At 37.7% G+C, this 18715-nt stretch carries 15 protein-coding genes; 13 read left to right on the top strand and 2 right to left on the bottom strand.

Features of this window, described 5'->3' with window-relative positions; translation table 11 throughout:
• Positions 1–90: 90 nt before the first annotated feature.
• Genes menD through menE form a run of 5 tightly spaced genes read left to right on the top strand, consistent with a single transcriptional unit; the run spans position 91 to position 5757 of the window.
• Positions 91–1764: a 2-succinyl-5-enolpyruvyl-6-hydroxy-3-cyclohexene-1-carboxylic-acid synthase gene (gene menD, locus SC428_RS15175; RefSeq protein ID WP_070929243.1), complete on the top strand. Its 1674-nt coding sequence runs from the start codon at positions 91–93 to the stop codon at positions 1762–1764.
• Positions 1764–2528, top strand: a complete 765-nt coding sequence (menH, locus tag SC428_RS15170; protein ID WP_070929244.1) for a 2-succinyl-6-hydroxy-2,4-cyclohexadiene-1-carboxylate synthase — start codon at positions 1764–1766, stop codon at positions 2526–2528. The genes menD and menH overlap by 1 nt, the downstream gene beginning before the upstream one ends.
• A 12-nt stretch (positions 2529–2540) precedes the next feature.
• The gene (gene menB / locus SC428_RS15165; protein WP_140178631.1) at positions 2541–3398 is read left to right on the top strand and encodes a 1,4-dihydroxy-2-naphthoyl-CoA synthase; all 858 of its coding nucleotides are present in this window, start codon (positions 2541–2543) and stop codon (positions 3396–3398) included.
• Positions 3398–4369, top strand: a complete 972-nt coding sequence (menC, locus tag SC428_RS15160; protein WP_070929245.1) for an o-succinylbenzoate synthase — start codon at positions 3398–3400, stop codon at positions 4367–4369. The genes menB and menC overlap by 1 nt, the downstream gene beginning before the upstream one ends.
• A complete protein-coding gene (gene menE / locus SC428_RS15155) occupies positions 4357–5757 on the top strand; it encodes an o-succinylbenzoate--CoA ligase (protein ID WP_283125329.1) in 1401 nt (466 codons plus the stop codon). The genes menC and menE overlap by 13 nt, the downstream gene beginning before the upstream one ends.
• Before the next feature lie 180 nt (positions 5758–5937).
• On the opposite strand, the gene SC428_RS15150 is transcribed toward menE, so the two are convergent.
• Positions 5938–7377 (bottom strand): catalase, encoded by a 1440-nt coding sequence (locus SC428_RS15150; protein ID WP_070929246.1) that lies wholly within the window; start codon positions 7375–7377, stop codon positions 5938–5940.
• 324 nt (positions 7378–7701) lie between these two features.
• Here SC428_RS15150 and SC428_RS15145 point away from each other — a divergent pair, with 324 nt between their 5' ends.
• Positions 7702–8250, top strand: coding sequence for a YfaZ family outer membrane protein (locus SC428_RS15145; protein ID WP_070929247.1), 549 nt, complete (start codon positions 7702–7704; stop codon positions 8248–8250).
• Between the two features lie 70 nt (positions 8251–8320).
• Here SC428_RS15145 and tyrP read toward each other — a convergent pair whose 3' ends face one another.
• On the bottom strand, positions 8321–9478 hold the full coding sequence (tyrP, locus tag SC428_RS15140; RefSeq protein ID WP_412544697.1) for a tyrosine transporter TyrP: 1158 nt from the start codon (positions 9476–9478) through the stop codon (positions 8321–8323).
• Between the two features lie 486 nt (positions 9479–9964).
• Here tyrP and SC428_RS15135 point away from each other — a divergent pair, with 486 nt between their 5' ends.
• From SC428_RS15135 to SC428_RS15105, 7 genes are all read left to right on the top strand, one after another.
• Positions 9965–11305, top strand: coding sequence for an anaerobic C4-dicarboxylate transporter (locus tag SC428_RS15135; RefSeq protein ID WP_070929249.1), 1341 nt, complete (start codon positions 9965–9967; stop codon positions 11303–11305).
• A 1141-nt stretch (positions 11306–12446) separates the two neighbouring features.
• A complete protein-coding gene (locus SC428_RS15130; RefSeq protein ID WP_283125327.1) occupies positions 12447–13379 on the top strand; it encodes an EamA family transporter in 933 nt (310 codons plus the stop codon).
• A 166-nt stretch (positions 13380–13545) separates the two neighbouring features.
• A complete protein-coding gene (locus tag SC428_RS15125) occupies positions 13546–14250 on the top strand; it encodes a TenA family transcriptional regulator (RefSeq protein ID WP_283125326.1) in 705 nt (234 codons plus the stop codon).
• Positions 14251–14339: 89 nt separating this feature from the next.
• A complete protein-coding gene (locus SC428_RS15120) occupies positions 14340–15458 on the top strand; it encodes a pyridoxal phosphate-dependent aminotransferase (RefSeq protein ID WP_283125325.1) in 1119 nt (372 codons plus the stop codon).
• 11 nt (positions 15459–15469) lie between these two features.
• Positions 15470–16531, top strand: coding sequence for an FAD-dependent oxidoreductase (locus tag SC428_RS15115; RefSeq protein WP_318708544.1), 1062 nt, complete (start codon positions 15470–15472; stop codon positions 16529–16531).
• Entirely contained in the window at positions 16521–17411 is an 891-nt protein-coding gene (locus tag SC428_RS15110; protein WP_318708542.1) for a TauD/TfdA family dioxygenase, read from the top strand. The genes SC428_RS15115 and SC428_RS15110 overlap by 11 nt, the downstream gene beginning before the upstream one ends.
• Positions 17408–18670, top strand: a complete 1263-nt coding sequence (locus SC428_RS15105; protein ID WP_283125322.1) for an ATP-grasp domain-containing protein — start codon at positions 17408–17410, stop codon at positions 18668–18670. The genes SC428_RS15110 and SC428_RS15105 overlap by 4 nt, the downstream gene beginning before the upstream one ends.
• Positions 18671–18715: the final 45 nt, after the last annotated feature.

Here is an 18715-nt window from a genome sequence, read left to right as displayed (position 1 = left end):
CAATTAGTTCACTAAAAATTGTTCTAAGATCAAGAAATTTTTATTAAGCGCATTACACTTGTTGATAATAAATAACTTACTGAGCTTATTATGTCGAATTCTGTTTTTAATATGCGTTGGGCTGAGATTATTATCGAAGCGCTGACCCGTCATGGCATGAAACATATTTGTATTGCGCCCGGCTCACGTTCTACCCCTTTGACTTTAACTGCGGCAAAGAATAACAAATTACATTGTCACACGCATTTTGATGAAAGAGGGTTAGGGCATCTTGCATTAGGTTTAGCAAAAGCGAGTTTAGCACCTGTTGGTGTGATCGTAACTTCAGGCACCGCAGTGGCTAACTTATATCCATCTTTGATTGAAGCAGGCTTAACGGGTGAAAAAATCGTTTTTCTCACCGCAGATCGACCACCAGAGCTCATTGATTGCGGTGCAAACCAAGCTATTCGTCAGACACATATATTCGCTTCGCATCCTACGCAAAGCTTGATGTTGCCAAGGCCAACAGAAGATATTTCTGCAAAATGGCTAGTCAGTGCTATTGATAATGGCATGAACTTGTTACACCAAGGTGCATTTCATATTAATTGCCCATTTGCAGAGCCATTATACGGTGAGACAGACGGAGCCTATGAGTGGCAACAACAGTTAGGTGATTGGTGGCATTCAAATTTACCTTGGTTAAGTGAACCTTTAACAAATACCGTTGCGCATATTTCAGATTGGTACTTTTGGCGCCAAAAAAAAGGTGTCGTGATAGCCGGTAGAATGAATGAACAGGATGGCCAACGCGTTGCTGACTGGGCTAAAATGCTTGGCTGGCCATTAATTGGTGATGTTCTTTCGCAAACAGGGCAGCCTTACCCATGTGCAGATCTCTGGTTAGCTCATCCTCAAGCTCAAGATTGGCTGAAGCAAGCGGAATTAGTGGTGCAATTTGGCTCAAGTTTAACCGGTAAACGCTTACTTCAATGGCAGGCTCAATGCCATCCACAAGAATACTGGGTCATTGATACGATCCAAGGGCGTCTTGACCCAGCAAATCATTATGGTCGAAAATTAACCTGTTCTATCAAAGGCTGGCTTGATGAACATCCTGCACAACCGCGCGGTACTTGGTGTGATGGTTTATTAGCATTAGCAGAACGTACGCAACAGCACGTCACAGAGCAATTACAACATCAATTTTCTGAAGCTGCGGTTGCGCATCAGCTACCACAACTTTTGGCACCAAAAGGGCAATTATTTGTTGGTAATAGCCTTATTGTTAGGCTAATTGATGCATTTGCTCAATTACCTGCTGAATATCCGGTTTATAGTAATCGAGGTGCGAGTGGTATCGATGGGCTAATTGCCACGATGGCGGGCGTACAACGAGCAACAGCAAAACCGACATTGGGCATTGTTGGTGATCTTTCTGCTCTGTATGATCTCAACAGTTTAGCATTATTGCGAGAACCTTCTGCTCCAACCATTTTGATTGTAGTGAACAATAATGGAGGGCAAATTTTTTCGATGCTGCCAACGCCTGAAAAAACACGACAAGATTACTACTGCATGCCACAAAACGTTCATTTTCAGCACGCGGCTTTGATGTTTGGCTTGCAATATGAGGCTCCAAAAGATTGGTTATCATTACTCAATGTTGTTGAGCAGTTTTGGCATAATCAACAAGGTACGTTATTGATCGAATTAGTTGTCGATAGCGATGAAGGGGCGCGCACATTCAAACAGTTACTTGATGAAGTAGGTAACCTTTGATGTTAGCGGCCTACCGTGATAATCAACACCAATCAGGACCGTGGCTGATTTGGCTACATGGATTACTAGGCAGTGCTGATGAATGGCAACCTATTGTTGATCTCTGTCCAAATTATCCCTCTCTGCGTATAGATTTACCGGGGCACGGAGCCTCTAGCTCCATAGATTGTCATGGTTTTGCTGATTTTGATCAGCAGCTAGCTCAGGTAATACAACATCATGGTATTTCACAATATTATCTTATTGGTTACTCATTGGGTGCGCGTTTAGCAATGCACTATGCATGTTACTATCAGACTGATGGGCTATGTGGTTTGATTATTGAAGGCGGAAATGTCGGGCTAAATGAGGTTGCTCTGCGTGCTCAAAGAGAGAAAAACGATCATCAATGGGCGCAACGTTTTCGTTTTGAGCCGATTGAAATAGTGCTAAATGATTGGTATCAACAAGCGGTTTTTGCTCATTTAACCGCTAATGAACGCCAACAATTAGTATTATTACGCCAGCAAAACAATCCTCAATCGGTTGCGAATATTTTAGAAAATACCTCATTAGCCAAACAACCTTTTTTAGCCGACAAGCTATCTGAGCTCTCGATACCATTTCGCTATTTTTGTGGCGAACGAGACCAAAAATTTCGAAGCGTTTCGCAACAATATGCTTTGCCGATTACGCTAATTAACAATGCAGGGCATAATGCTCATCGTGAAAATCCGCATGACTATGCAACTGCGCTTCACCATTTTTTATCACTTTGTGGTTAAAGGAACCTGATAATGATTTATCCTAGCGAAGAAAAGCTCTATGCTCCGATTGAATGGCAAGATTGCTCTGAGGGGTTTGATGATATTCTGTATCATAAATCACCTGAAGGGATTGCAAAAATTACCATTAACCGTCCGCAAGTACGTAATGCATTCCGCCCACAAACCGTGAAAGAGATGATCCAAGCGTTGTCTGATGCACGTTATGATGACACGGTAGGCACCATTATTTTGACTGGCGCAGGTGAAAAAGCCTTCTGTGCTGGTGGCGATCAAAAAATCCGTGGTGACTACGGCGGCTACCGTGATGAAAGTGGTACACACCACCTTAACGTATTGGATTTTCAACGCCAAATTCGTACTTGCCCTAAACCGGTTGTTGCGATGGTGGCAGGCTTTGCCATCGGTGGCGGTCACGTACTGCACATGATGTGTGACCTGACGATTGCCGCAGAGAACGCCGTATTTGGTCAAACAGGGCCAAAAGTCGGCTCCTTTGATGGTGGGTGGGGCGCTTCTTACATGGCACGTATCGTTGGCCAGAAAAAAGCTCGTGAAATTTGGTTCTTATGCCGTCAGTACAATGCACAAGAAGCATTAGATATGGGGCTGGTGAATACGGTTGTTCCTTACGCTGAACTGGAAAAAGAAACAGTGCGTTGGTGCCGTGAAATGTTAGAAAATAGCCCAATGGCATTACGTTGTTTGAAAGCAGCTTTAAATGCAGATTGTGATGGACAAGCTGGTTTACAAGAACTTGCAGGTAATGCAACTATGCTGTTTTACATGACCGAAGAAGGTCAAGAAGGCCGTAATGCCTTTAATGAAAAACGTGCGCCTGACTTCTCTAAATATAAGCGTAACCCATAATGCGTAAGGCAACACTTTACGCGTTTAGCCTGCCGATGGAGGCAGGCGTTATCCTGCGTTACCAACGCCTAAAAACTCGTGATGGGTTGCTGGTTCGCTTAGAGGATGGGGAGAACGTAGGTTGGGGAGAGATATCGCCCCTTCCTGAGTTTAGTCGAGAAACATTAGCTGAAGCCACCGAAGAAGCAAAACAAAAGTTGACGGAGTGGGTAAGTGGGCAGCCTTTGATAGATAGCCTTTTACCATCGGTTGCTTTTGGTTGCAGCTGTGCCTTAGCTGAATTATCAGGTGAACTACCCGAGCAAGCAGACTACCGTAAAGCGCCACTGTGTAGTGGTGATCCTGACGACCTTATTTTACGCCTTGATGCAATGGAAGGTGAAAAGATTGCTAAGGTCAAAGTTGGGTTGTATGAAGCGGTACGTGACGGTATGGTCACTAACTTGCTGCTAGAAGCGGTACCTGACTTGAAATTACGTCTTGATGCAAACCGCAGTTGGACAAGAGCCAAAGCGGAGGGTTTTGCGAAATACGTTAATCCTGAATATCGTCACCGCATCGACTTTCTTGAAGAGCCTTGCAAAACGCGGGAAGAGTCACTGCAATATGCCGCAGATACGGGTATTGCCATTGCGTGGGATGAAAGTGTTAGAGAAGCTAATTTCAAAGTCGAAGCGCAAGCAGGGGTAGCTGCGATAGTGATCAAGCCTACGCTCACGGGGAGTTTAACCTATTGTCGTCAATTGGTGACTGAGGCACATCAACATGGTTTGCAAGCGGTGATCAGCTCATCAATAGAAACGAGCTTTGGGCTAACACAATTAGCTCGTATCGCACATCAGCTAACACCGCATACGATACCGGGGCTAGATACACTTGATTTAATTCAGTCTCAATTAATTAGAACTTGGCCTAATAGCTCACTTCCGGTTACACAGCTTGATGAATTAACAATCGAATGGCAGAGTTAACACGTTTTAATGACTGGCCTTGGCAGCACTGGGCCAGTCAACAACCTAGTGCTATTGCATTGCTAACGGATGATAGCGCTTTGACGTGGTTGCAGTTATCCGAAAAAATTACCGCGCTTGCTGAGTGTTTTTATCAGCAGGGGCTACGTAATAGCCAGACTGTTATCTTACGCGGGAAAAATAGCCCACAACTGCTCTTAAGCCAATTGGCTATATTACGTTGTGGTGCAAAGGTGTTACCTCTGAATCCACGACAACCTGAATTATTACTGAAAGATTTATTACCGCACCTCGATATTGATTTCGTTATTGACTTTGATGATGGATTACTCAATTTATTTTCATATCCCGAATTACAATTTATAGAGACGAATCCTTCTTATCCGCAGCAGATAAGCCATTTGCCATGTTTTGAGCATATGATTGAACAGCCCGCAACCCTGATCTTAACGTCAGGCTCGACAGGATTACCTAAAGCGGCGCTGCATAGTATGTATGCGCATTTTGATAGCGCTAATGGTGTGTTACAGGCAATGGACTACCAATTGAATGATTGTTGGTTGTTATCGTTACCGTTATTTCATGTTTCTGGGCAAGGTATTTTATGGCGTTGGTTATTGCGTGGCGCTAAATTAGCAGTTAAATCAGCATGTTTAATTGAATCGTTACAAGGGGTCAGTCATGCCTCTTTGGTGCCAACACAATTATGGCGACTGCTTGAGCAAACAGAAAGTCGTTCATTAACCCTAAAACAAGTTTTGTTAGGTGGTGCGACAATACCAACATCATTAACTGATTTAGCCGCAAGCAAAGGAATTGATTGCTGGAGTGGTTATGGCATGACAGAAATGGCTTCAACGGTGTGTGCTAAACGTGCCGATGGTAGAAAAGGGGTCGGCCTGCCTCTTAGTGGTAAACAAGTCAGATTAGTCGACGATGAAATTCAAATTAAGTCGCATAGCCAAGCCCTTGGTTATTGGTTTGATGGGAAAATAAAACCACTCAATACGCTTGAGGGTTGGTTGAAAACTAATGATAAAGGAGCTTATATTGATGGTGAATATCAAGTGCTTGGGCGATTAGATAATCTGTTTATCAGTGGTGGTGAATGTGTCCAACCAGAAGATATTGAAGCCGTTATTAATAGCCATCCTGCGGTAAAACAGAGCTTTATTATACCAATTGATGATAAAGAATTTGGGCAACGAGGAGTGGCAGTGGTGGATGTCAGCGAGACACAGATATTAAGTGAGATTGCGGATTGGTTAAAAGACAAACTCACGCCATATCAATTTCCTGTACATTTCTATCGACTTGAAAGTCAGTTAAAAAGCAGTGGCATTAAGGTCTCTCGAAAGCAGGTCAGAGACTGGGTATACAATCAATAATGAGAGTTAAATAATTAGGGCTCTAATATATACTCTTTATATTTCAAGTTGCAGGGAGATGACCGTGCTACGCTCACCGAGGCATAGAGTTATCTATGCAGCTCACCAGCCTTCGCTTGTCTTCTTCCTGCATCTCGAACTATTTAGAGCATAGAGCCCGAACTTAATTTTTATCTAACGTTATTTAAGTGCATTAAGCGCTTTTTCAACACCTGCACCGTATTCAGGATGCACCTTTTTAAACAAATCAATTTGGCGTTTTTGTGTTTCTTCAGACGCTTCAATTAATTCACCTGCTAGGCGTTTGAACATGCGTTGATGTTCTGCATCATCCAGTAATTCATATAAAGCACGAGGCTGGCTAAAGTAGTCTTCATCTTCACGATGGTTCCAATGGTCAGCAGCGCCTTCAATCGTCAGTGGTGGTTCACTGAAATTAGGCTGTTCTTGGAATAAGCCAGCACTGTTTGGCTCATAAGTCACACCATTACCACTATTGCCATCAACACGCATTGCACCATCTCGATGGTAATTATGGAACGGGCAGCGTGGGGTATTAACAGGGATCTGATGGTGGTTAACACCTAAGCGATAGCGATGTGCATCACCATATGAGAACAGACGACCTTGCAGCATTTTATCAGGTGAGAAACCAATACCTGGAACGACGTTCGCTGGGCTAAATGCAGCTTGCTCAACATCCGAGAAGTAATTGGCAGGGTTACGGTTTAATTCAAAATAACCAACATCAATCAGTGGATAATCTTTATGTGGCCAAACTTTAGTGAGGTCAAATGGATTATAAGGTACTGTTGATGCTTCTTTTTCTGGCATAATTTGGATCTGCAAATTCCAACGTGGGTAATCACCTTTGTTGATCGCATCAAACAGGTCTCGTTGTGAGCTTTCACGATCTTTACCAATAATGGCTTCGGCTTCTTCATCCATTAGGTTAGCAATGCCTTGTTGGCAGCGGAAATGGAATTTAACCCAAAAACGTTCATTATCATTATTGATAAAGCTATAGGTGTGGCTACCAAAACCATGCATATTACGATAGCTACGTGGTAAACCACGGTCACTGACATCAATGGTTAGCTGGTGGAGAGATTCAGGTAAGTGAGAGAAGAAATCCCACTTATAAGCCATTGAGCGCATATTGCTATACGGACAACGTTTAACTACGTGGTTTAAGTCAGGGAATTTTAGAGGGTCACGTAAATAGAAAACAGGGGTATTATTACCAACCAGATCCCAGTTCCCTTCTTCGGTATAGAACTTCAGTGCAAAACCACGGATATCGCGTTCAGCATCAGCAGCGCCTCGTTCACCTGCGACTGTTGAAAAACGTGCAAACATATCGGTTTTCTTACCAACGGAAGCAAAGATTTTAGCGCGGGTATAGCGGGTAATGTCATGAGTTACGGTGAAAGTTCCAAATGCACCTGAACCTTTAGCATGCATACGGCGTTCAGGGATCACTTCGCGGTCAAAGTGAGCCAATTTCTCTAAGAACCAAACATCTTGCAATAACATTGGGCCACGTGGGCCAGCGGTCATTACATTATTATTATCGACAACAGGTGCGCCAGACGCAGTCGTGAGGCCTTTCTTTTTCATCACAATACTCTCCAGTGAGTTATAGACAATAAAACCAATAAATCCTTTTAATGCAGTTTATATCATATAAATTGATAAATTATGCATTATTATCATTCGATTATAGTTGATTGGTTGAAGTATAACTAATTTGTCGTATCGATTGCTGTGATAACTAATTAAAAATGATTATAAATAGAGATTGGCTTGAGCTAAGTGATACTCATTTCAGTAGTTATTGGTTGTTTTTTAGTAATCATAAAGTAAAAAACAGTAATAACTGCTGAGAATAGTGATTATATATTGTAATATTATTACTATAACTTCTATTTATGGGGCAATAATATGCGTAAAGGATTATTTCTCGCTGCTGCTGCGGCGTCATCACTGATGTTTGTTGGGACAGCACAAGCAATCTCGGTAAATGCAAGTGCAGGTGAACATTATACTGAATTAAGCGCTGGTATTGGTACTAAAGGTTCTGGCCTAGCATTTGATGGTTCATGGGCGCGCAGTGATCATAACGGTCAAATGGGTAGCTTAGGTGCAACTTTTGGTTTACCACTGGGGCCATTCTCTGCTTATGTTGGCGGTAAAGCGCTATATTTATCTCCTGAAGATAATAAAAACGGTATGGCACTAGCGGCTGGTGCAGGTTTAGGCTGGCAAGCTCTACCTTCATTAAATATCTATGGCGAAGCTTATGGTGCGCCTGCTTCGTTAACTTCGGGTAGTGATGCTTATACTGAAGCAAAAGTGGGTGCTCGTTACACGGTATTTAAACCTTTATCCGTTGATGCAGGTTACCGTATCATCGATATTAAAGGTAATCACAACAACCCAAACAACAAAATTGCTGATGGTTGGTATGTTGGTGCAGGTTTAAGTTTCTAATAAATCTGTTCTAAAAGAAAAAACCTGTACCGTTTTATTAACGGTACAGGTTTTTTTATGGGAGAGATATTTAACCTACATTAGGTAAAAAACCGGCCACAATAGCAAATTGGATCACAATCACAGCGATACCACAAAGTAGCACAACACCTAAAACAGCCGAACCACCTTTGACCTGATAGTGAGGTTTGTCCGTGGGCTTTTCTGTTGCTCTGACTCGCATGGTTAATAATGCAGGGATGATCAGTGCTAATACTGACAATGCCACTGCTGCATAAGTTAACGCTTGCACAAAACTACTGAAAAATAATGCGGCAAGTAGTGGTGGCAAAAAGGTTAATAACGTCGTTTGCATCCGACCAAAGAAATGATTACTACGCTTGAATAAGTCAGCTAAATAATCAAACAAGCCGAGTGCGACTCCTAAGAATGAAGTGGCGAGAGCAAGATCCATAAACAGGCTCACTGCAATGTTGACTCGTGGTGTTGCGACGACATCTCGGATTGCCGTCAATAGACCATTAAGTCCAGCCTCTTGAGCCAAAATACCTAAAAAGGTGCTAGATGGGATTGAACCTAATGTGGCGATTTGCCACAGAATATAGGCGATCAGAGGGATCGCGCTTCCTGTAATAAAAATGAGACGTAATTTACGTACATCACCATTCATGTAATTAACTAGACTAGGCACACTGCCATGAAAACCAAAAGAGGTAAAAATCACAGGAACAGCGGCTAGGAGCATCCCTTTCTCGACAGGCATCGACGCTAAGTTGACAGATTCAACATGAGGCATCATAACGGCTAACATAATTACCAGAAAAATAATTTTAGCAGTAAATAGTAAGCGGTTAATAAAATCGACAGAATGGGTACCGATACAAACTACCGCACCACCAATCACGGTAAATAGAATGATTGCGCTTTCGGTTGAAATTTGAATATTCCACCAAGACGAAAGACTGTCGGAAATTAATACGCCTGCACCGCCAATATAAGCGGTCGTGAGTGCATACATTAATAATAGCATGCTAAGGCCAGTGACGATTTGGCCTATTGGACCTAGGTATTTTTTAGCGATAGAGCCTAAACCCATATCAGGTGGATTATGTTGATAAACTTCAACCAACAGTAATGAGGTATAACTCATTAACATCCATAAGCCTACAAGTAAGCAAACGATACCTGTGAAACCGACACCCGCAGCGGCTAGTGGCATTGCCAGCATCCCTGCACCTATTGTTGTTCCTGCAACGATTAAAACGCTACCTAGCGTGCGATTTTTCACAAATTCCTCTGATTAAAAGTCATAGATTAATAAGCTGTGCAGATTATGCGATCTGCTTTTTTCTGTCAAATCTAAATTACATTTGATGTAAACATATGTTTACGATGGTGGGGTTTATTGAACTTAAGTGATGAAAATAACGGCGAATAGTTTTAGGTAACTAATTAATTAGAGTTATGAAATTAGATCATTAAAGGTGAATGTATATGGTTTATAATGTTAACATGTCTTTATTAATCGACTGATTTATATGGATATTTTAACTTAACAGAACAGTATGACAGTAACTTAAGATAAATATTGTGATGTAATGCCGAAATCGCATTGAAAAATAAGATTAAATTCTTTTACTAATTAATATAAATCAACAATTTGCCAATCTTTCATCCTGATAATGTAGATAAACATTAATTAAAGGATGAACTTATGGACTTTCTGATACAACTCGCCATTATTCTTGTCTGCTTGTTCTACGGAGCAAGAAAAGGAGGGATGGCATTAGGGCTGTTAGGTGGTGTTGGGTTGGTAATACTGGTGTTTGGTTTTGGTCTACCGCCTGGAAAACCGCCTGTTGATGTTATGCTTGTTATTATTGCTGTTGTTGCCGCATCAGCAACCTTACAAGCATCAGGCGGTTTGGATGTCATGCTGCAAATTGCAGAACGACTACTACGTAAAAATCCAAAATACATTTCTATTGTGGCACCTTTTGTGACATGTATCTTAACCATTTTGTGTGGTACAGGGCACGTGGTGTATACCATCTTACCGATTATCTATGATGCCGCGATCAAAAATAATATCCGTCCAGAAAGACCGATGGCGGCCAGTAGCATTGGTGCACAAATGGGGATCATCGCCAGTCCTGTTTCTGTTGCAGTGGTATCATTAGTAGCGATGCTTAATGGTGTCACTATTAATGGCAAATCATTAGAATTTTTAGATTTATTAGCAATTACCATTCCATCTACGCTGATCGGGATACTGGCTATTGGTATTTTTAGCTGGTTTAGAGGTAAGGATTTAGATAAAGATCCTGAATTCCAAAAATTCATCTCAGTGCCAGAAAACTATGAGTATGTTTATGGTGACAGCGCGACTTTACTTGATAAGAAATTACCAAAAATTAATTGGGTTGCGATGTGGATTTTTTTAGCATCCATCGCTGTTGTTGCCATTTTGGGCGCAGTTTCTGAATTAAGACCTTTGGTTAATGGTAAGCCACTTTCCATGGTACTCGTGATCCAAATGTTTATGCTGTTGGCTGGTGCACTGATTATCATTATTTGTAAAACAAACCCGGGGCAAATATCTAAAAACGAAGTATTCCGTTCAGGGATGATAGCAATTGTTGCGGTGTATGGTATCGCATGGATGGCAGAAACCATGTTCGGCGCACATATGGATGAGATAAAAGGCACCCTTGGCGCATTAGTAAAAGATTTTCCATGGGCTTACGCAGTCATTCTATTATTAGTTTCTAAATTTGTTAACTCACAAGCGGCAGCATTAGCTGCGGTGGTGCCGATTGCGTTAGGTATTGGTGTTGATCCCGCCTATATTATTGCATCTGCGCCTGCTTGTTATGGTTATTATATTTTACCAACTTACCCGAGCGATCTTGCTGCCATTCAATTTGACCGTTCAGGAACAACTCGGATTGGTAAATTTGTGATTAACCACAGTTTCATTTTACCGGGTTTGATTGGTGTGGGTGTTTCTTGTGTGTTTGGCTGGGTATTTGCAGGTTTGTACGGCTACCTATAATGCATAAAATAATCACTTCTAAAGTGATATGAGTATGTCAGACTACCGTTGAATAAATGATATTTTACGGTAGTCATTTAATTTTTTGATAAATTGATTGATTTGAATGGCATCTCTTTACTTTCGAGATTTTCATTATAACGCGTATTCACATCCAATATATATTCTGATCATTCTGTCATATATTTTTGACAGCATACAGTCGCCATAATATTTTATGAACAAGCTATTTTAACTCATTTCTCAAATCAAGCTTTTTCGTGTCATTCACTGTATATAAAACGGATATGTAATGTATCCTGCTTGCGGAATATCTTATGAGCATTAAACTTATCTGTATAGCAAAGTATAATATTAAATGATGTTAATAGAATCAGTGGGTTATAAAGAGTGCTTATTTTGTAGGTCAACAATGTGCATGATGAAAGGCTCAGCCTAAGATCCTAACATATTAAATCCACTGATATCCTTTTTCTGATGACAAAAAACGTATTGTTTATTCATTGCATACAGCAGCCTAATGCGTAGAAAGCTAAATGATAAAATGGTTATTTTACTTAGCGAACGTTTTTGAAGTCTCAGCAATAGCGATAATATTACTATATAGGGTTTTGATTGCACTGTGGAAATTGATATTATTCATGATGAGATAAAGCGTTTTAATATCATTCTATTATAAATTTAGCCTATAAGATAAATGCACCACTTTGGTTCATAACTAAAATATCGTTATTTTTATTTTTTAATAATAATAAAATTCATCAATTTTAGAAATGTCATGCTATATTAAATTAACAGTGAGTTCATTAATGTATTTGCTTTGTCATCAAAGTAACCGAAATCTAATAGATACTATAAATTATAAAAATTAATAAAATACATACTGCATTCAATAAGGTGTTGATGAGTATTGTTTATTTAAAAAATAAATAAATGCAGGCAGCTAAATATATTTTCTTATATGGAAAAATACGTAAGATTAAAATGTAAAAAAACAGGCAATCACAATCTTTTAATAAATTATTAGAGTTATTCGGAATTGTATTGTAATTCATATGGATAATGTATTTTATAGGAGATGAGGTTCTATTCACTTGTCACCTGTATTTATCGTGACTTTATTTAATATTTGGTACTCAGAATGAATAATAATCATCATATTAATTGGTTTTATTTATCGAGTAGTTCAGGTTGGATATTTATCATACTTTACTGTTTGTTTACGTCTATCTCTTCAGTATGGGTATCAATGAGTTTTTCTGAAATTAAAGGAACAACGTTAACATTCTTCACATTACTAGTGGCACAAATAATCTTTCTTATATTTTCTTTTATCAAAAAGCAGAAAACTATAGGGTTTATTATGGAAAATAAACTTATGGTTTTTTGGTTAAACATTTTAACATTATTTAGTTGGTTATTGATGTTCATGGCACTACAAAGGATTGAGGCATCTGTCGAATCTGCTATTTATCAGGGATGGGTACCCATCGTCGTTATGCTGTTAGGGTTATTTAAAGGAAATAATGGTTGGCTACAAGTCATGGGTCCGCTACTCATTGCAACTTCTATCTTTGCGCTAATAGTGGCTAGATTATATTTTAATAAAGATCTTCATTATAACAACACGCAAATGGTCTTAGATGGCGTTATTCTTGCTTCTATTGCTGGATGTACAGGTGGTATTTATATCTTCCTTTCAGCAAAAATAATGAAAGTTATCGGGGTGACAACATTACATGTTTTAACTACTCGATTTGTTATTTTACTTTTAGTCACGAGCGCGTTAGCTCAAGAACAGTTATTCACTATAGTCGCAACTGATTTATATACCTTGTCAAAATTAGTATTTCTTTCAATCGTCTTTGTTGTTATTCCTGTATACTTATTACAACATGCAATTTTAAAATTAGGTGCTGCACGCGTTTCTATTATAACCCCATTAGTTCCTGTAGTTGCACTTGCAACTGAATATATTGTAGCTCCATGGGGTAACGTCTGGGTTCCTATTCTAATTGGTTTAGTCAGTATATCATTAATTATTAGTAATATATTAATGAAGTTTAAAGCATAGGTTTATGCTCATTATACTTCAAGTTTCAGAGGGGGTGATTATACTCAGCGAATTGAATCATAGAGTTCATTTATTCTCTTTGTCTATCTTCGCTTATTGCCTACCTGTAATTTTAATTATTTATAGTATATGACTAAATATATTTTTAATAAAATAAGGAGTTAAAATGAATGCTAATCTAGTAGATGAAATACGAAAAATGATAACTTCTTCAAGAATAAATGAAAATGATTTTTATAAAACATTTCAGAAAGAAATATTACCCCTTGATATAGTTAAAACCATATTTCAACAATACTATTATTATATTCGAACTTTTCCACGAATTCTTTCAGGGCTAGCTCCTAGAGTAAGTGATGAATTAATTCGATTGAAAATTTGTCGTACTGTAGTTTCTGAGTTAGGTGATGGTAAAGGGGATGCTCACTACATTATGTTTGAAAAGGTATTAACTGCTATTGGTATTAGTTTAGATGATTACGAAAATGCTGACTATAATCAAGAGACTAAAGATTTAATTGAAAATTTAAATCGACTTTTTTTATTTGAATCACCTAATTATGCATTAGGTGCACATTATGTTATAGAGGAATTTGGTTTTCCTATGATAGTTAATCTTTATGAAGGATTTCGTTTATATAAAGGTTGGCAACATGAAGATTACAATTATTTCTATTTACATATATTAATTGAGTGTAATCATGTTGATTGGATACAAGAAGCAATGCTAGCTGCTGCAAAAAATGATGATTCTAAGATGGAAATAATAGAGGGAGCACGTCAAGTGTTAGAGTCTCTTAATAATTTTTGGAGCGGACTCAATAGATTGGCTACTACAAATAAAGATTATGCTTATAAAGACTTTAATTAAAAATGATAATTTAAAGTCTTTTATTACATAAGTTGATATACATGATAGTGTTGTTAATTTACTGACGCTAAAAATAAAAAGGTGAGTTAATGATAAAGAATAGTAATTCATCAGTAAGTATTTTTGAATATATGTCTTATTTTGCTAAGAAAAATAATTCGCTAAATCTTTCACAAGGAATTCCTGACAATATTTATGATAACTTATGGGATGAAGCTATAAAGAACTCACACCTAAATATGTGGCAATATCAGCCATCTGTAGGATACTTGCCACTTATTCAGATGTTACTGAAGAGTACTTTTTTGAACGCATTCGATGATGCAATCATTACTTCTGGTTGTACTGAAGCATTATTGTGTGGATTATATGCATGGAGTAAAAATGGTTATTCTGATCTTATTGTAATGGAACCTTTTTATTCCTACTATATAGGTTTAGCTAAATTAGCTCATCTTAAATTTAAACCCATTTTGATGGGGAGAAATACGGAAAAACTAATTATAGATTGGATGCTCCTGAAACAGGTTGCTAATTCTAAAAGTATTATTCTAATCAATACTCCTCACAATCCATCAGGTGCTGTTTTTACAGCTAATGATTGGCAGCAATTATGGTTAATTCAAGATACCACAGGTTGTGCTATTTTAATTGATGACGTCTATCGTCATTTCAATTTCACTGAAGAGTTAACTCCTTATTTAGATATGTCTCAACGTAATATTCTGATTGCAGGTTCTGTATCAAAAAGTTTTGCTGCTACTGGGGTTAGGGTTGGATGGCTTGTTGGAACCTCGAAGTTATTAGAACAAGCTCTCATAATTCATAAACATATGTCTAACTGTCAACCTGAATTGTTGCAGAGAGCTTCGTTAAGGGTGATGCAAGTGGTTTCTTCTTCTACGCTAAGTTGTGTATCTCAACTCTACCATAAAAGAGCAATAAAGTTGTATGAAGGTTTATTTCATGCGGGGTTTAATTTAATTAAACCTAATGGTGGGCATTTCATTATGGCATCCCATCCTAGACTTTCCGATAAACCTGCTATCGAGCAAGCTATTTTTCTTACCTTAAATTTAGGGATAACTCCGTTACCTCTTAATGATTTTTTTTACAATAAAGACACTAATTGGTTGAGATTTTCATTTGCTTTAAATAGTTCTGTTATTGATTCTGCATACCAGCGTTTGATGTCATCTAATTTTTAAGGATTTAATATATGGATTCTTTCATTATTATTGGCGGTGGCCCTTCAGCTGCAATAGAGGCATCAAGACTTTGCTCTTTAGGTAAAGATGTTACTATTATCACTGAACAAATCGGTGGTTGTATGGAAATTATGGGAGAGAAAAGACTTCAATCTTATTACGATGAATTATATCTGCATGATACTAATTTGTCTTTAGTTGATTGTATGTCTTGCGTTGAGATGACCCCTACTGCAAATGAATATGTGCAATATGTTAAGCGGGTTATCGATGCTCTTCCTGTTAAGATTATTATTGGAAAAGTTATTTGGTTTACTAAATATAAAGATAAGTTTAAATGTCTAGTGGAAAATCAATTTGGTAAGACAATTTATTATTCGCAAGGATTGGTTTTAGCAACGGGCATTATATCAAAAGAAATTCCTGATACGTTTTCCTTATTACCACATATAAGTTGCTTTTCAGCTTATAAATTATTCAATCAAAATAGTCATAATATTAATAAATATAATCAAGTCGTAATTTTAGGTGGTGGTAATACTGCTTTTCAACTAGCCAATATTGCCGCTTCATATAAATTAAATACGACAATTTTAGCGAAGAAATATCTGGGCTTATTCCCTCAGGAAACTACGGATAGATTTGCACTTAGGGCCTCAAGTCAAATTACAATTGAAAACATATGGAAAAGTCATACTACTAAAAATAAGATTCGGTTATCATTTTTGATTTATTCATCTATATTTTCTGATGGGGAATATTTATCTGTAAAAATAGAGAAAGTAAAAAATAAAATTCATATTGCTGATATTTCATACTCTGAACTTTTTTCAGATATAGATAGTGATAACACAAAAACACTTTTAATCTCTTCCCAGAGTACATTATTTATCTCAGCTATAGGTGTTTCATGTACTCTACCTCCTAATGATCTATCCCAATTAAAATTAAATAGTTATGGATATATATCAAATGAACTAGGGCGAACATCTATTGCCGGATTATATGTTGCAGGTACATTAGCTGGCGCAAAATCGGTTAATACCATGAATAAGGTGGAGTATGAAAGTTAAGATGTTATTAGATAATTTTATTTATGAAATTTATGAATTTGATGAAATATTTAATGATAAGGCCACTCATTATTTAAATTCTCTACTTCATGTTGGAAAAGTACTTATATTACGCGATAAAAAGATATCATTGGAGGATTATCACCGATTAATGTTATCAATAGGGGAACCTGAATATCATGTTTTACAAAATTTTTCTGTTGATGGTTATAAAGATATTATTCGAATATCTAATTATATTAATCCAGAAGGTGAGCAGGAAGGTATTTTAGATGGCGGAACATACTGGCATACAGATATGTCTTATAAACCTAGTCTCGGTATTGCGACAGCATTAATGTCTTTAAGGGAACCTATTTATGGTGGTTATACTCAATTTATAGATATGGTTGATGCACTTAATGTTCTTCGTCTAAATTCTGATTTAGTAATAAAAATTGAAAGTATTTGTGGAACATCATTAGATAATATTAGAGTGCACCATGCTTTTGGTAACCGGAGGACAATATTAAATCCATCTGCACCAAATCAATTGTTAACCAGTGATCAACAAATGACCCTTGCTCCTGCAATACACAATTTAGTGCAAGTCCATCCATATACAGGACAACAATCTCTTTTTGCTATCTCAGGTACTGCTTTTTGCTTTGATGAAATATCCCAAGAAGTTTCATTGAAATTACTGAATGAATTAGAAGATTTCATTATCGAGAATTCCCAGTTTTATCAACATCATTATAGCCCAAACGATATTATTATTTGGGACAACCTACTCACACTTCATCGTGGCTATGCTATTAAACCTAGCCATGATATCCAAAATAGTCGTTTGTTATACAGAATGAATGTTAATTATTCTAATAGGGGGTTATTACTATGAAAAAAACTGTCATACTTCTTTCTCAGTCTTATTTACAATTTGCTTCTGAAGCTGTACTCACTCAATTAATTCAACAAATTCGTTTAGTTTTAGTTATTGAACATAGCGAGGTAGCGCATCCACTTTTGGCTAGAAAAGTAGCAAAAATTTATCATGTCAGTGGGGCCGTGACAGAAAGTTTACGTCCTGAATTGGATTTCGAACAAGTCTCTGAAATTGTAAAACAAGAAATCGCTTTAGTAGGCTCAGCTGAAGATGTCGCTATTTTTTGTCAGCAAGAAGATAATGTATTAACCGCAGCAAAAGTACGTTTAGCATTTGATATCGATGGAGATCATACGGAAATGGTATTGAAGTTCCGTGATAAATTATTGATGAAACAATGTGTGAGTGCTATTTTTCCCAACTCAGTACCCAAACATCAAAAGCTAGATATACAATTACTGAATGAAAATATTCATAATTATTATCACGAACTAAAAGAAGCTCTTGGCGAGAGAATGATCATTAAACCAACTTCAGGTGCTGGAAGCTTTAATGTCAAAATAATCAATTCAGAGCTTGATTTACGAGAAGCCCAAGAAATGATAAACATTGATGAACACACATTTTCTTATGAAATAGATGAGTTTATTTGTGGAAAAATGTATCAATGCGACTCATTTATTCAAAATGGTAAAGTTGTATTTTGTGGAATATTAGAATTAGGATGCAGTAATTTTGATTTTGTTATGGGAAAACCACTCTCAGTTTATCCCGTGACAGACAGCATTCAATACCAGCGGTTATTTGAATTTAATCAGACATTGATTACCGAGTTGGGCTTTCAAAACGGCTCTACCCATCATGAATTATTTATCAAAGAAGATTCACAAGATATTATTTTTCTTGAAATTGCTGCTCGAGTTCCAGGGGGGATAGGTGTACCGTTTCACACCCAAAATAGTCACATTAATCTTATTGATGCTACTTTGCTACAAACAGCGGGCTCATCAGCATTAGAAAGCATACATCCTGATATACAAAATAATGTTGTTTGCGCATTACTACCTGTGGGTCATGGAATTGTTACCAGTTTAAATGAGCCGAAGTTAATAAGTGAATGGCACATAGACTGGCATATTAAAGTTGGTGATGTTGTTAATTCGCGTTCACTTATTGATACTGCTGGCATCCTCATCTTCACTAATGAAAATAAAGAGCAATTGCGTAGCGATTTTGAATGCCTGCAAAGTTGGGTTCCTGTGACTTGTATATAAAAAATAGAATAATTGGCAATTTCTTCAATTTTTAACTTCAAAATA

This window comes from Providencia sp. 2023EL-00965, assembly GCF_033550225.1.
Taxonomy (GTDB): Bacteria; Pseudomonadota; Gammaproteobacteria; order Enterobacterales; family Enterobacteriaceae; genus Providencia; species Providencia manganoxydans.
The sequence above is the reverse complement of the archived record's forward strand: the minus strand, read 5'-3'. Positions and strand labels throughout refer to the sequence as shown.